Annotated in this window: 13 protein-coding genes, 1 tRNA gene and 1 pseudogene; 3 read left to right on the top strand and 12 right to left on the bottom strand. The window is 53.6% G+C overall.

Annotation, left to right across the window (positions count from 1 at the left end; translation table 11 throughout):
- Positions 1-39: 39 nt before the first annotated feature.
- Complete coding sequence (locus QMD53_05865; protein MDI6800173.1) at positions 40-657, bottom strand: Crp/Fnr family transcriptional regulator; 618 nt, start codon at positions 655-657, stop codon at positions 40-42.
- Between the two features lie 79 nt (positions 658-736).
- On the bottom strand, positions 737-3,775 hold the full coding sequence (locus QMD53_05860) for a GAF domain-containing protein (protein ID MDI6800172.1): 3,039 nt from the start codon (positions 3,773-3,775) through the stop codon (positions 737-739).
- 434 nt (positions 3,776-4,209) lie between these two features.
- Between QMD53_05860 and QMD53_05855 the strand changes: the two genes are divergently transcribed.
- Positions 4,210-4,944 (top strand): SIMPL domain-containing protein, encoded by a 735-nt coding sequence (locus tag QMD53_05855; protein MDI6800171.1) that lies wholly within the window; start codon positions 4,210-4,212, stop codon positions 4,942-4,944.
- Positions 4,945-5,035: 91 nt separating this feature from the next.
- Here the strand turns inward: QMD53_05855 and QMD53_05850 are convergent, their stop codons facing one another.
- Together QMD53_05850 and QMD53_05845 are read right to left on the bottom strand one after the other, a co-directional pair.
- Positions 5,036-5,620, bottom strand: coding sequence for a cell wall-binding repeat-containing protein (locus QMD53_05850; GenBank protein ID MDI6800170.1), 585 nt, complete (start codon positions 5,618-5,620; stop codon positions 5,036-5,038).
- Positions 5,621-5,818: 198 nt separating this feature from the next.
- Positions 5,819-6,442, bottom strand: coding sequence for a hypothetical protein (locus QMD53_05845; GenBank protein MDI6800169.1), 624 nt, complete (start codon positions 6,440-6,442; stop codon positions 5,819-5,821).
- A gap of 136 nt (positions 6,443-6,578) precedes the next feature.
- Here QMD53_05845 and QMD53_05840 point away from each other — a divergent pair, with 136 nt between their 5' ends.
- Positions 6,579-7,022: an MOSC domain-containing protein gene (locus tag QMD53_05840; GenBank protein MDI6800168.1), complete on the top strand. Its 444-nt coding sequence runs from the start codon at positions 6,579-6,581 to the stop codon at positions 7,020-7,022.
- A gap of 1 nt (position 7,023) precedes the next feature.
- Here QMD53_05840 and thiM read toward each other — a convergent pair whose 3' ends face one another.
- Positions 7,024-7,836, bottom strand: coding sequence for a hydroxyethylthiazole kinase (thiM, locus tag QMD53_05835; protein ID MDI6800167.1), 813 nt, complete (start codon positions 7,834-7,836; stop codon positions 7,024-7,026).
- Between the two features lie 104 nt (positions 7,837-7,940).
- Entirely contained in the window at positions 7,941-8,336 is a 396-nt protein-coding gene (locus QMD53_05830) for a hypothetical protein (protein ID MDI6800166.1), read from the bottom strand.
- On the opposite strand from QMD53_05830, the pseudogene QMD53_05825 reads away from it, so the two are divergent.
- Positions 8,329-8,557, top strand: a pseudogene (locus QMD53_05825) (IS3 family transposase). The gene QMD53_05830 and the pseudogene QMD53_05825 sit on opposite strands and share 8 nt — an antisense overlap.
- A 263-nt stretch (positions 8,558-8,820) precedes the next feature.
- Here the strand turns inward: QMD53_05825 and QMD53_05820 are convergent.
- The 6 genes from QMD53_05820 to QMD53_05795 all read right to left on the bottom strand — a co-directional run bounded on the left by QMD53_05820 (position 8,821) and on the right by QMD53_05795 (position 13,845).
- Complete coding sequence (locus QMD53_05820) at positions 8,821-10,167, bottom strand: hypothetical protein (GenBank protein ID MDI6800165.1); 1,347 nt, start codon at positions 10,165-10,167, stop codon at positions 8,821-8,823.
- Positions 10,168-10,451: 284 nt separating this feature from the next.
- Positions 10,452-10,697, bottom strand: coding sequence for a hypothetical protein (locus QMD53_05815; protein ID MDI6800164.1), 246 nt, complete (start codon positions 10,695-10,697; stop codon positions 10,452-10,454).
- Positions 10,698-10,978: 281 nt separating this feature from the next.
- The gene (locus QMD53_05810) at positions 10,979-11,527 is read right to left on the bottom strand and encodes an Hsp20/alpha crystallin family protein (protein MDI6800163.1); all 549 of its coding nucleotides are present in this window, start codon (positions 11,525-11,527) and stop codon (positions 10,979-10,981) included.
- Between the two features lie 135 nt (positions 11,528-11,662).
- On the bottom strand, positions 11,663-12,889 hold the full coding sequence (locus QMD53_05805; GenBank protein ID MDI6800162.1) for a SufD family Fe-S cluster assembly protein: 1,227 nt from the start codon (positions 12,887-12,889) through the stop codon (positions 11,663-11,665).
- Positions 12,874-13,599, bottom strand: a complete 726-nt coding sequence (locus tag QMD53_05800; GenBank protein ID MDI6800161.1) for an ABC transporter ATP-binding protein — start codon at positions 13,597-13,599, stop codon at positions 12,874-12,876. The genes QMD53_05805 and QMD53_05800 overlap by 16 nt, the downstream gene beginning before the upstream one ends.
- Positions 13,600-13,768: 169 nt before the next feature.
- A tRNA-Met gene (locus tag QMD53_05795) sits at positions 13,769-13,845 on the bottom strand.
- Positions 13,846-13,971 lie beyond the last annotated feature (126 nt).

Genomic DNA, 13,971 nt, shown 5'->3' with positions numbered 1-13,971 from the left:
CAAATAGGACATTTCTGTTTTGCTAAGAAGCGGACATTTCTATTTTGCCTTGACAGCGAGTTTTTTTGTGTCCAGCAGCTTGATTCGGCGCCCCATGACCTCGATCAGCCCCTCATCCTGCAACTGCTTTAGGTTGCGCGACAAAGTCTCGGGGGCGATCCCGAAATATTTGGCGAGATCGGCCTTCTTGGTGCCGAGTTCGAACGGTTCTGCGAGGCGGCCTCCCGAGGTCATGATGAGATATTCGGCTATCCGCTCTTTGGGACTTTTGATGCCCAAGGTATCAATGCGCTGGGTCAGATGGAGGCACTTTTTGGCCATGATGGTCATCATGAGTTCCATGTAGGAAGGATCCTTTGAGGCCTCGGCAAGAAATCTCTCCACCTCAAAGCGGACCAAGCGAGAGGTTAGGGCAGCCTGAGCGCTGACCGGATAGGCGACCCTGGCTAAGGCGGCCGCCTCGCCGATGAAGCCCTCCCCCTTGACCTTGGCGACCAGGACCTCTTTTGCCTCCTGGCTTGAGCGGTAGAGACCGATCTCCCCCTCGAGGAGATAGAAAAAAGCGTTAGCGGGCGCGCCCATCAGAAAGAGGCGCTCGCCCCTCTCGCAAGAGACCTCCCTGCCGAGAACCTTAAGCCTTGAAATCATCTCTTCCATTGGATAATTCTACCAGATTTGAAGGATGGATTGAGGGGAGCGCGCCCAGCTTGATGAGTTTTCGGATCTAAAAGGTCGTTTAACCGAGATTAAGATCTGGCTCGGATTCCAAGAAGACTTCGACCACCTTAGGATCGAAGTGCTTGTCCGACTGGCTCTTTATGTGTTCCCTCGCCTTCTCTTCGGGCCAAGAAGCCCGGTAGGGACGGTCGGAGCAGAGAGCATCCCACACATCGACCAGGGCAAATATCCGGGCGGTTATCGGTATCTCCTCGCCGGCCAGACCCCTCGGATAACCGGTCCCGTCCCATCTCTCATGATGGCAGTAGGGAATATCTAAGGCGGCCCTAAGGAATGATACGGGGAGAAGCATCTCGTAGGCCCTGACGGGGTGGGTCCGCATTATCTCCCACTCCTCATCGCTCAAGGTCCCCTTCTTGAGCAGGATGGCATCGGGGATGGCCATCTTGCCGATATCGTGCAGAAGAGCACCCCTTCTCATGTGAGCCAAAGCCTCGCCCTCGATCCCCATCTTGCGGGCAAGCCTAAGGGTGATCTCGGTCACCCGCTGGGTATGACCTTCGGTTTCCTTGTCGCGAAGGTCGAGAGCCTTGGACCAGCCTTCCAGAGTCTTCTCATAAGCCATGGTAATCTCGGCGTTGGAGCGTTGCAGTTTCTCCAAGAGCTGGCCGTTGTCTATGGCGATGGCCGCCTGAGCGGCCAGGGCGTCTAGAAAGTCTATCCATTCCCGCCCCGGTATGAAGGGGCTCCTATGAAATACCTCAATGAGGCCTTGGGCCTCTCCTTTGGAGATCAAGGGGGCCACGTGATAAGAGACGAAGCCCTCGCCGCCGACCGGTTTGACGGCAAAATCGGAGCCCTCCTTGGCCGAGATGCTCGAGGTTCCAATGATCCGCCGCTCCATGACGGCCTTCCCAGCCAAGCCTTCGCCGATCTTAAGGCGGCGCTCATGTATCTCGGCGGAGTTGAAGCCGACCCCGCCCGCAAAGTCGTAGGTCTGCTCCACTTCATTTACAAGCAAGATGGAGACGGCCCCGGCCGAAAGAGCCGTCTTGGCCTGATCCAAGACGACGTTCAAGACGACCTTTATATCAAGACTGGAATTTATGGCCGTGTCAATCGAGCGCAGGGCCGAAAGATTGTTCATCCTCTGGATGGTCTGTTCGCTCAAGACGGCCCGCTGAATGGCGTTGGCCGCCATGTCGCTGACGGCCCGAAGGAGATTTAAATCGGCCTTGGTGAATCTGTTCTTACTCCCCACTCCAATGAGGCCGATCTGGCGGCCCTGAACTATCAGGGGAGATATGCCGATGGCCTTCAAATCGAGTGTCATCTCCTTAGCAAAGGGGGCGGTATCCTTCTGCAGATCGTTGCTCAGATAGGGCTCCCCATCTTTAAGCAGGGACCGGGTCTTGATCGTGGGCGGAAGATGACGGTCGGTCAGTTTGATCCATTTCCCCCGGCCGAGTTCTATCACCAATTCGTCATTGACATCATCGTACATGGCCAAGAAGGCCGCTTCCACTCGCAGGATATCGGAGACCTGATCGAGGACTATGGGAACGATATCGTAATGGGTTTTGGCCACCCTCATGGCCAGGGCCACCTGGATGATCGCCTCCATCTCCCTCTCGCGCTTCTTCCGCTCGGCGATGTCGGTGGCGATCGTGACCATTCGCCCGCACATCTCTCCGTCCCGCTCGCTGATCGGCGTCTTGGAGAGGAGGACGGGGATCTTCGTCCCCCCTCGGCTCTTATAGGTCGTCTCGACGCTCTTCATGCTGTTGCAGGCGGTTATATCCGGATCTATCGGGGCGCCCTTGATATCCTCGTCTGGAAAGATCAAGTTGAAAGGCCTGCCGATCAAATCACCCTCCTCATAGCCGAGCAAGTTGAGCGCGGCCGGATTGACCGTCTCAATGTCGCCGTTTGCATCGACCGCCACCAGGGCTTCGGATAGGGTGTTTAGGATGTTCTCGGTATAGTCCCTTGAGACGGTGACCTTATCCAGGTTCTCGACCATGGTGTTGAAGGATTCGCTAAGCTCTTGAAGTTCGTCGCCCGTCGCCATCACCTCGACCCGTTTGGAGAAGTCGCCATTGGCGATGGCCTGGGCGGCCAAGGCCAAGCTCATTATCGGATCGGCTATCGATTTTAAGGTCACGTTTCCGATGAAGATGGAGAAGGTGAAGATGATGAGCAGAAGGATGGTGATGCCGATGATCGAGCCGGTCACCAGGCCGGTCGCGCTGGCTTTGGCCGTGGCCAGGTCTTTCATGGTCAAGCTCTGTATCTCATCGTCCAGCAGGTTATCTAGATTCACACTAAGATCGACCAGATCGGCCAGCTTCTTTTCAATCTCGTCGTCCTGCTCGAGTATCAGATCGACCAGGCCCATATTCTCATTGAAGATGGTCTCTAGCTCTTTGAGCAGGGCCGCCTCGGAAGGAGAGGCCAAACCTTTATACTTTTCGAGGTTGGTGCGAAAATCCCCCTCATCCTTGTATATCTTGCTCTTGTATTTTACTTCTGGGGAGTGGAGGTAATTGCCGACGGTGGCCGCTATCTCGTAGGCGTTGATCTCAAGCTCTCCGCTGGCATACGATTTGGCCGCCGACTGCTTGGCCGTGGGCTCCATCCCTTCGTCCAAGATGTCGTCCATCTTCTGCTGGTTGACCGCCAATTTATCGAGATTTTCCTGCTGACTCTTCTCGACCTCTATCAGGCTATGCCCAAGCTCGACGAAATCCTGATAGCCCGCCTTGACCCTGGCCCCAAGCTGCTTCTCAAGTTCGGTCTCGGCCAGTTTGCCGTAGTCGGCCTGAAACTCCTTGAACTCTCTTTTGTCCTCAGCTATCCGATCGAGATGCAGCTCGTCGTGATCGTGGAGGTAACCTAAGATGGCAAAGCCCATTCTGATCAGGTTGATCTCCATCTCATAGGCGGCCTGGCTGGTCGGCTCCTCTTGATTGGCCATGACCTCAAGACGGTTATTTATGGCGACCAGCTGGCCGAAGGAGATCATGCCAACCAGCATGAGGAGGGCAAGCATCAGTCCTATGGTTATGGTCAATCTATTCTTGATGCTAACGTTCAAGGGCCACCACCATGTTCGAACTGGGCGCTTCTTTTAACGCCACGTTTAGCAATCTAGATTCCCTCCTTGGCCGGAGGGCTTAAGGAATTTACCCCGATATCGGTTGACTTATTATCATAAGTTATCGGCATGGCAATAGAAAATATTATTAAAAAACCCAAGCTTATTTCCAAAAAGGCACAAGGCAAGGCTAGTCTGGTGCCAAAACCCCTTTTGCTAAAGATAATATAGGACTTTGCCCCCTTGACCAGGATATACCCTAAAATTATCGCCTCCCTTCACCCTTACCGCTCAAGGCGGCGTAAGGATATTGGCTAAAAACAGTTTTTAAAATCATACAAAAAAATATTCTAGTTGACCCATCTTGACCCATCTGATTGATTTGATTAGAGTCATCTAAAGAGTAAAGGCCATCATCATCGAGGAGGTTAATCGTGGAAGACCAGGTAAAGAAGGTTGAGGTTTCCGACCGCTTGTTTAAGGTCATCGCCATCTTGATCGCGGCGATCTTGGTCAACATCGCCGTAGGCCTCATCTTTAGGGCCTTAGACAGAGATTTGCCAAGAGAGATGTCTTTCAGCGGTGAGGGTAGGGCGGTCGTCAAGAGCGATGTGGCCGTGATGAGCTTTGGCTACAATGCAAGCGGCGGCAACGCCAAAGTCCTGATGGGCGAGAGCTCAAAGAAGGTCGGCTCTGCTATCGAGGCCATTAAAAAGCTGGGTATAGATGAGGCAGATATCAAGACGACCAGGTATAGCCTCACCCCCCAGTACGACGCCTATGGTAAGCCTAGCGGCTACATATTTGACGAATCGATAGAGGTTAAGCTCAAGGACTTCGAAAAGATAGAGAAGGTTTTGGATGAGGCCGCCAAGGCCGGGATGAACATGGTCGACGGGGTCACCTTCCGCCTCGACGACCCCGAAGCCGCCTTAAGCGAGGCTAGAGATCTCGCCATAGAGAACGCCAGAAAGAAGGCCGAGGCCGTCGTCCCCGCCCTTGGTCTGAGACTCGGCAAGGTCTTGTACATGTACGAAGAACAGTTTCCCGTCTATTCTGAGAAAGATGATTTAGGGGCGGGCGCTCCAGTCGAATACGCCTATCCGACCATCGAGCCGGGTCAAGAGGAGGTCACGGTCAGGGTAAATATAAGCTATCGGGTAAAATGAGGCTGCGATGTCGGGTTCTTGAGTAGATGTTTTATAAAGAGGGGGCCGGGTAACCCGGCCCCCTCTTTATGTTCTGTTATCCTCTTAAAGCCTATTTGCCGACAATGACGCCTATCTCGCCCTTGACCTTGACGGAGAGGGCTCCGTTTCCACCAAGAAGATAACACTTGCCTATCTTGGATGAATTGGTCTGCATGGCAGCTTTGGCATCGGCGTTGCTGCTCAAGTTGGCCGGATCAACCAGGAGCATTATCCCGCCGTTCTTGGCCAGAGCCGCCCCACCGGCCAGGGCGTCGGGGAAGTTCGCACCGGTCGCGACGTAAAGCGTATTCCAATTCATACCGCTCGCGGCGGCCTGATCGGCTACGAGCTTGGCCCTGCCCGTAGTGACACTCTTCTTAGCCGGATCCAAGATCTCGACATCGACATCGGAGCAGACTCCAAGACCCATGACGGTTACGGTTACGACATCACCCGAGGTGGCCGAGAACTTCATGTAATCGACGTCGCCCGCGTCCATGTCGTGCTTCTGGGCCTCGGTTGAGCTTAATGAGATCTTCTCAGCATCGGCGATATCATCGTTTGGTTCATATAACTGGTTACCGCTATGGCAGAGGGAAGGAGGGCAAGGAGCATGCCGGCTGCCACAACTACAGCAACCACCCTCTTCGACCACCTCAAACTAAGAATTTGAAGAACCTTCATTCCCAAACCACCTCCGGTTTTAGTCTACGCTTAGAGGGACTTCGATTTGACTTGGTTCCAAAAAATGGGCTTCTTTGTGGCAAATTTCTAAAATAATTCCAGCAGCTTGCAATGGTGATATAAGTTTAAATATAGACCCAAAGAAAACTGAAAGCAAGATGGGCGCAGTTTAAGGCAGGTATTGCTCCTCTATGGCGGTGACCACTCCAGCCTCGAGCGTTATCCAATAGGGAGCGTCGGTAACGAACTCGCTGCCTGAAATCATGCCGATATACGTGTCAAACCAGACCCCGAAATTGACCGGATAGCCTTCCGGCTCTACCCCATCCGATTTTGTCGTCATAATAACACTGCTTATGCCGCTTGTAGGCAAGTTTGTCGTGGTCATATCGTCGTTGACGATGTAGTAATCGTTTGGCGGCGGCGACTCGTCGCCGTGGGCGGTGGCGGCCCCGGCCGCCTCATCGCCCGTCAAAAAATCGGCGAAATCGACGGTGATGGTGTAATTACCGGCGCTCTCGCTGACCCCTTTTATATAACCGAAGTGGCGACTTGAAGAGGATCCATCGACTTCCTCCTCTTTTTCTGCGGCTGGCTCGCTTCCCTCCTCGGTCATTTCCGGCTCTTGCTCCTTATTATTATCGACCTCTTCATCGGTTGAAGTTATAGTTTCGGTCTCCACCTCGGTCCCCCCCCTAAACGGTGCTAAAAGCGCGTACCCGGTACCCAGAAAGAGTAAGAAAATGAGGAGAAAGATCAGAACTTTGCGATTTACCGAGCTCTTTGAGTTCATTATTACCTCCGCTTGTTTTGAGTATTGATTGTCATAGAGATAATGTTGCCATATTAAATACTATAAAATCCACTAAAACCCTTCGAGAATTTTACGATTTTTTTGTTATAATCTTAGCCAAAGGAGTGTTGTGGGTATGAGCGCCTTCGCAAAGATCGTCTCCATAAACATATCAAACTGTAAAGGAGTAAGAAAGAGTCCCGCAAGCGAGGCGGTCTTGTCGCCCGGTCAAGGCATTGCCGGCGACGCCCACGGAGGTGATGGGCTGCGCGAACTCAGCCTCTTGGCCGTCGAATCGATCGAGAAGATGAAGGATAAGGGGCTTTCGGTAGGCCCCGGCGACTTTGCCGAAAATATCACGACTGAAGGTTTAGAGCTTGTAAATCTGTCGCTTGGAACGAGCCTGAAGTTGGGTAAAGAGGCAATCGTAAGGATAAGCAAGATCGGCAAGGAGTGTCACAAGCCCTGCGCCATAAAAGCCCAGGCCGGCGAGTGCGTCATGCCGACCGAAGGTGTATTTGCTGAGGTTACACTGGGCGGCCGGATAGCGGCCGGAGACACAATCCAGATAATCGATTGAGTTAAAGAAGGGCTAGCCGGCCGCCCTCTTTGATTTGGTCAGCCGTCAAATTGTAGACGCCGTCCATGAGAGCTTCTTTGAAAGTGGCCGGTCCCTTGGCTTTTTCGGCGGCCCTTTCGGCCGCGATGCCATAAGCTATGAGCGCTCCGGCGCATGCCAAAAGCGGATCGCTTTCAACGGCCGCAAAGGAAGCCACCATCGTCGTCGACATGCAGCCGGTTCCGGTCAGCGTCGTAAGCCATCTGTCTCCGTTATCTATGCCAAGAGCCCTCTTTCCATCGGTTATGATATCGCGCGCTCCGGTCATGGCAACGGTCAGGCCAAAATCTTTGGCCGCCTTCTTGGCCACCGAGAGCGGATCGGCCAAATCTCCTACCGACTCCACCCCTTTGACCTGGCCGCCCGCCCCTGAGAGGGCGGCTATCTCTCCGGCGTTTCCCCGCATAATCGATACTTTGACCTCGCTCAAGATACGCATGTTGCTGCTAGTGCGAAAGTTGGTCGCCCCGGCCCCAACCGGATCGAGCACGACCGGAACGCCAAGCTCATTGGCCCTTTTGCCGGCTATCAGCATCGAATCGACGAGTTCGGCCGTGAGAGTGCCGGGATTCAAAAGAAGACATCCCGAAATGGCGACCATCTCGGCCACCTCTTCACGAGCGTGGGCCATGACGGGCAGGGCCCCGATGTGGAGGGTGATGTTGGCAGTATCGTTCATAACTACCAGGTTGGTCATATGGTGGACCAGGGGCTTGCTTGCTCTGATGGCCTCCAGATTTGAGGCGCTCTTTGTCAAAATCTCTTCGATCTTCATGGCCGCTCCTTTGTTAACCAAAATTTTAGCAAAGTTAACATTTAGAGGGCCAAGATTCAAGACCCTTGCCCGATTATGTGGCTGGCTCAAGAGAGCTCTCTTGCCTAGTCCGCCTCGGCGAAGAGAACGACGTAGTTATGGCCGTATTTTTTGGCGCATTTGGGGCAGGTGGTGTAATAGGCATAGATATTTTTCACCCTTCCTCCCCTTTCCGCCACAAACCCCTTCATATCCTCCAGCCATTTTCTGATGTCCTTAAAAGGCCCGTCAAAAACACGAGTTAGAAAGCGGCCCGAGAGACGGACGTTCTCGGCTCCCTCCACTTCTTTGGTCACGTTGATCAGTCTTTCGCCCTTAAAGGGGGTGGGATCTGTCGCAAGCATCAGAAAGTCGGACGCCTCGGGGGCGGCTCCACTGCCGCCGATGATGAGGGCGGATTTTGCTCCCAGTCTCTTGATCTCCTTTTCGGTATCGGCCGGCAGGCTATTTTTGCCCACCATGAGCCGTAAGGGGAATTGCTATGACAATGCTGTGGCGGAATCGTTCTTTGCCAGTTTGAAGAAGGAGCGCATTAGGCATAAGATATATGGGACGCGGGATGCAGCCAGGGCAGATATCTTCGACTATATCGAGGTCTTCTACAACCGCCGCGCGACGCCATAGTCATATCGGTCAGATCAGCCCATATGATTTTGAGACAGCCTTAGGTGAGGGACGTTGAATGTCTACAAAAAGGGGTTAAGTCCAACCATTCACCTTAGGATTCCTCAATAGTAGTTCAAGTTTTCGGGCGCAGTTCGAATTCCCGGCCTAATGAAATACCTTATTTGGTACAATACTGAAAAAGCATACAGAGGGCCCAACAAGCTCTCCCCACTCGCTTATTATGTTAACAACTTTATACCAGCCCAAAAGTCCAATATGTTATGGACGCTTACACTTTATTGACAAAATATCACAAATACTATCTCTCTTGGGCCGCCGCTATGCTTGAGGAGCCGCTTCAACCTTAGGCCGACTCTCCTTTTTGGCCTCTTTGCGCCCTTGAAGATGGCTGGTGACCATCAACCAGACCGCACCGAGACCCGTAACGACCGCGATGAAATTCAAAAACCCGCCTAAAACCGGGATCGAAGTGATGGCCACGTAGGCTGGGACTCCGATCAAAATCGGCCAGACTTTGCCCGCGGCCGTTTGTGGGCTCGCTTTAAGCAGGATGAACCTTCCAACTATCAGACAGATGAATATTTTGACCACGTAGACCAGAAGAAGAACGAAGAAGAATATCGAAAGGCCGATGGCAAAGAGGCCGGCAAAGACGACCGCAGCCGCCAGGCCTCCCAGGCCGATGAGGCCAAGTATCGAGGCCAGAGTTATCATGACTATCATCACCGCTATCAGCCAGACGAAGAAAGCCGCGACAGAGAGGAGCCCGAACCCCAGAGCGGGCCAGGGTTTGGCGAGGATGGTATCGGCGGCGCCCTTGGTCTTTTCAAAGAAGAGCCAGGCCATCAGGAGGGCGATTATGGCCAAGGAGACGAAGCGTTTGACATAGGGCGAGAACCGGCCAAAAAGTTTGGCGGTCGGAGATATCTCCTTAGCCGCATCGACGCTTACGGGTGGCAACTTATGGGTTATCTCTCCCGCGACGACGCCCGCTGGAATTTCGAATTCCGACTCGCTCGTATATACCAAATTGCCAGCCACGCTAGCCCCCTGCGTGATGGTCAGACCAAAGGGAACCGGCGGCACGGGCGGGTTACTCTGGGTGAAGGGCGAGCCACCCTCATCGGCCTCTCCGATCATCGCCTTTACGTCGCCGCCGACTTGACCGCCCAGTTTAAGACCGCCGACCGCAAGCAGCATGTCTTGAGCTACGTTCCCGTTTACCAAGGCCTGAGCGCCGGCAAAGGCAAAGTCGCCGCCGACCGAAGTGCCACTCTTGGATTCGATGGAGAGACCGGCCGCCATGAGATCGCCCCCGAAGGCCGCTCCGTCGCCAATGGTCAAGACCTGGCCGGCAATCCTCACGTCATCTGCGACATTGCCGTTTATGCTTATGATTTGACCGGCGGCCACAAGATCGCCTTCGACATTTCCGTTTATGTTAATAAACTGGGCAAAGACTATCAAATCGCCCTTTACCGTGCCGTCCAGAGTGAAGCTTGCCGCCCCGACATAGAGGTCGTCCTCTATGACCTCATCCGCTCCGATCAGGACGGCCTCTTCGCCTTCAAAGCTCAGAGCCAGAGCGGCGGAGGTTAGGGTGAGTGAGAAAAAAATGATTAGGGAGACTAGCCTTACAAATGGAAAATGACGCCTTCTTCTCATGGATCCTCCTTCTTCTGGTTAAGGGGGTGGAGTTTTCCAAGATCGGATCGGATGGTTCGGTGGCCCCATGCCAATAGGTCTTTTTTTTATTATAACAAACCTTTTTCAAGAAGAACAGCAGACCGCCCAGAGGGCCAAAATCCATGAGGCCTAAATGAGAAGAGGCCCTTTGCGTCCGGCAAAGGGCCTCTGATGATCAAATATTTTTTCTGGGGGTGACGATCCCATCTCCCAAACTTGATACGCTTCGGGATCGCCGGTTGAATGATATTTAGAGAGGATGGCTAGTGACGGATGTGGAGGATGACCTCTCCCTCGTAGAGACACCTGCCGTCCGAATGCTCGGGCGGGCCGGTCAATTCGATCAGAGCGACCGGACGCCCCTCGATCTGGCTGAGCCGCGAGGCCAGGACCTCTATTAGAGAGATTGTCGCCAGCCTCTCTTGAGCCAAGTCCCCACCGAGCCCATCGGCCGGGGCGGTGACATCGGCTGCCCCTCCTTGAGCCGACCCCTGCTCATTCTTGAGCAAATGAAGTATTGGTGAAATCTTAAATACACCCCCATCCCTTCGGCCCAATCGCCAAAGACTTAAAGACAGAAATAACACAATATATTGTGTCTATTTTGCCATATTTTGGCTAAATATTCCATATCATGGCCAAAAATCCTGCAAGTAATTTTAAGATCTTCTCCAAAACTCATTTGGATCGATGATGGGTGGCTCGCTGGTCTATTTGAGGGATTTATCGCTGCTGCTTGGCTCTCCCCTGTGGGCCGGGAAGCGGGAGGAGTCTTAACGTATATCCCTCTCTAACCGATATCGACCTTAACCCCTTCTATCTTTTTTGGTTCGGTCTTGGGCAGGCTTATCTCCAGAACGCCGTCCTTGAGGCTGGCCTTGACCTTATCGGCCTTGACGGCGGCTGGAAGCCTTACTGCCCTAGAGAAACTACCAAATGAACGCTCGGAGCAGTAGTAATTCTCCTCCTTAACCTCTGTCTCCTTCTTGGACTCACCCTTGATGGTCAGCATATCATCGGTGACGGAGATGTCTATATCCTTCTTCTCCACCCCCGGCACCTCGGCCTTGACGACAATCCGATCCCCCTTATCCATCATATCGAGGGTTGGAAGGGTCATCTCACGGTCAAAGAGGCGCCGCGTCGGGAGTCCAAACCCCCTAAAAAAGGGGCCCATCCTGCGCGGCCAGAGCTCCGCCTCCTCCATGAGTCTTTCCATATCGCCGAGCATCGGCCAATCTGGGCGCTCCCTCTTCTCTATCGCCATCTGTATCACCTCCTCTTGTGCCCCGCTTCCCGAGGGGAATTGCAGAAAAATATATTCTATGATATGTGCCAAAAGAGGGCGGCTCCTTGAAGCAGAGTCTGCTTGGAGCCTCTGACTTCAATTATGCTACAGCTTCCAATGAGTGTAAAGGCCCTTATAAGGTGGGGTTCTGTAAGGTCAAAATGATTGGTGGCCAGCAAAAAGACGCTACATCAGGCCCTTTCCGCCCGTTTCTATAGCCTCTCGTACGGCCGCCTCCAGGTGGGGCGGAAGGCCCATGATCTTGACGTCCAGAAAACCGCGGATGATGGTCGCCGTGGCCTCCTCCTCGCTAAGGCCCCTTGCCATCAGGTATTCGATCTCCTCTTTGGCGATCTTGCCGACCGCCGCCTCGTGCGACATCTCGACATCGGCCACTTGGGCCTCGATCTCGGGCACGGCCGCTATCACTCCCCGCTCGCTCAAGATGAGGCCGTTGCACTCCATATGGGCCTTGACGCCGGCCACCTCGCCGATCATCTGGCCGCGCGAGATGACGGTTCCCCCCGTGCTCAAAGCGCGTGAGATGATCTCGGCCTTGGCCCCTTCTGCTCTCAGGTAAGTCCGCGCCCCGCCGTCGATGTGGGAGCCGGGCAGGGCGGCTATGATCGAATTGAAGCGGGCGATCGAATTTTTGCCGTTTAAGAAGGCGCTCGGATACATCTGAAGCGAACGAGCCTCTTTGAGCAGAATGTAGTTGGAGAGGAAGACGCCGTCCTCTTCGAGGATGACGCCGGTTCTGGGGCGGACGGCCACATCCTCGTGCCAGGCGTGAATCATGGTGAAGGAGACTTTGGCCCCCTTCTTGATGAAGAACTCGGAAACCCCTAAGTGAACGCCCCCTTTGACATGGGGGCCGGTCGTGCATCCCGTGATGATGTTAAGCTCGCTTCCCTCCTCGGCGATGATGATATTGTGGACATTTTGGGCGATCATCTCCTCTTTCAGATAGAGGCAGGCCTGCAAGGGGAGGGTCGTCTTTATGCCGGGCAGGGCGCGGATGAAGTAGCCGTCGTTTAAGTGGAGTTGAACGTGGGCCGTATACTTATCCTGATCCACCTGGACGGCCTTCCAGTAGTAGTCATTCAGCCAATCGTATTTCTTGAGAGCCTGACCGGTCCCCATGATCTCGACGCCCTCCTGTTTGGAGACGCTATGATTGACCGTGATATCGTGCTGGAAGAAGCTGCCTGAGCGCTCCTTGCCTAAAATATCTATTCCCACGGCCGTAAGACGGGCCTTATCCTCGGCGCTCAGGGAGGTGAGATCGGCCAGGGGCTGCCCCTTTTGGGACGGCTTTAGATAGAGATCAAGGTCTAGGTCGGCCCCGAACGGGGCCTTCTTATCTTTGGCCGCCTCGGCCCGTTTGGTGAGATCATCTAACATTTGGGACATACCGCGCACTCCTCATAGCCGTTCTCTTTGATGTGGGCCAGCATCTCTCTGGGATTGCCCGAGCAGGCTATCCGCCCGTCCAGAAGAAGATTTCCGACATCGGCCTCGACGTAGTCCAAGATGTGGCCGGTATGGGTGATGATGAGGGCCGAGTTGACCCGCTGCCTTTTCAGTTCCTTGTGCAACAGGTGGTTGATGCCCTCGCCAAGCAGGGAAATGTTCTCCAGATCGACGCCGGATTCCGGTTCATCCAGCAGGATCAGGCTGGGCTCTTGGGCCATGAGCTGGGCGATTTCTGAGCGCTTTATCTCTCCGCCCGAAAAGCCGTCATTGATATCTCGCCCTAGGAGATAGCCTAAATTTGTCCGCTCGGCTATCTCTGGGATGTGGCTGGGGTCGGCTCCGGCCAGCTCGATCATCTTGGCCGTCTTTAGCCCTTTGATGGTGGGCGGCCTCTGAAAGCTCATCCCGATGCCGAGGCGCGCCCGCTCGTCTAAGGAGAGTTTGGTTATATCCTTGCCGCCAAAAATGATCTCTCCGCTTTTTATCTCATAGCCGGGAAAGCCCATGATGGCCATGAGCAGGGTCGTCTTGCCGGCACCGTTGGGCCCGAAGAGGACCTGGGTCTGGCCGTCCTCGATGACGAGATCCATCCCCTTGAGGATCTTCTTGCCGAAGACTTCGACCTTTAAATCCTTAACTTCGAGCATAATCATCTCCTGTGAAGAGATCGGTTTAGATAAATATAGCGCAGGGGTAAATATGACTTTAATTGGATTTCTAATTTATTCTTGAATATTAATTTTGAGTGAGATGTAAACAAATATAGGATCTGAAACAAAAAGGGCTTCTGCTATCAACAAAAGCCCAAGTAGAACTTGGTAGCGGGGAGGGGATTTGAACCCCTGACCTTTGGGTTATGAGCCCAACGAGCTGCCGGACTGCTCCACCCCGCGCCATGGCGGCCTTAAGCGCAAAAATATGTTAACACAACTTTGCTAACTTTGCCAAGCTTTGCACTGGTTCTTGTCAAGGCAAAATAGAAATGTCCGCTTCTTAGCAAAACAGAAATGTCCTATTTG

This window comes from Actinomycetota bacterium, assembly GCA_030017835.1.
Classification (GTDB): Bacteria; Actinomycetota; Aquicultoria; order UBA3085; family Oleimmundimicrobiaceae; genus Yes70-04.
This window is presented reverse-complemented; position numbering and strand designations above follow the sequence as displayed.

What these genes read in the sequence shown, in the direction of transcription:
- QMD53_05865 (MDI6800173.1), bottom strand. Translation starts at nt 657, where the DNA reads ATGGAAGAGATGATTTCAAGGCTTAAGGTTCTCGGCAGGGAGGTCTCT.
- QMD53_05800 (MDI6800161.1), bottom strand. Translation starts at nt 13,599, where the DNA reads ATGCTCGAAGTTAAGGATTTAAAGGTCGAAGTCTTCGGCAAGAAGATC.
- QMD53_05830 (MDI6800166.1), bottom strand. Translation starts at nt 8,336, where the DNA reads ATGGTGGGCAAAAATAGCCTGCCGGCCGATACCGAAAAGGAGATCAAG.
- QMD53_05820 (MDI6800165.1), bottom strand. Translation starts at nt 10,167, where the DNA reads ATGAGAAGAAGGCGTCATTTTCCATTTGTAAGGCTAGTCTCCCTAATC.
- QMD53_05840 (MDI6800168.1), top strand. Translation starts at nt 6,579, where the DNA reads ATGAGCGCCTTCGCAAAGATCGTCTCCATAAACATATCAAACTGTAAA.
- QMD53_05805 (MDI6800162.1), bottom strand. Translation starts at nt 12,889, where the DNA reads ATGTCCCAAATGTTAGATGATCTCACCAAACGGGCCGAGGCGGCCAAA.
- thiM (MDI6800167.1), bottom strand. Translation starts at nt 7,836, where the DNA reads ATGAAGATCGAAGAGATTTTGACAAAGAGCGCCTCAAATCTGGAGGCC.
- QMD53_05845 (MDI6800169.1), bottom strand. Translation starts at nt 6,442, where the DNA reads ATGAACTCAAAGAGCTCGGTAAATCGCAAAGTTCTGATCTTTCTCCTC.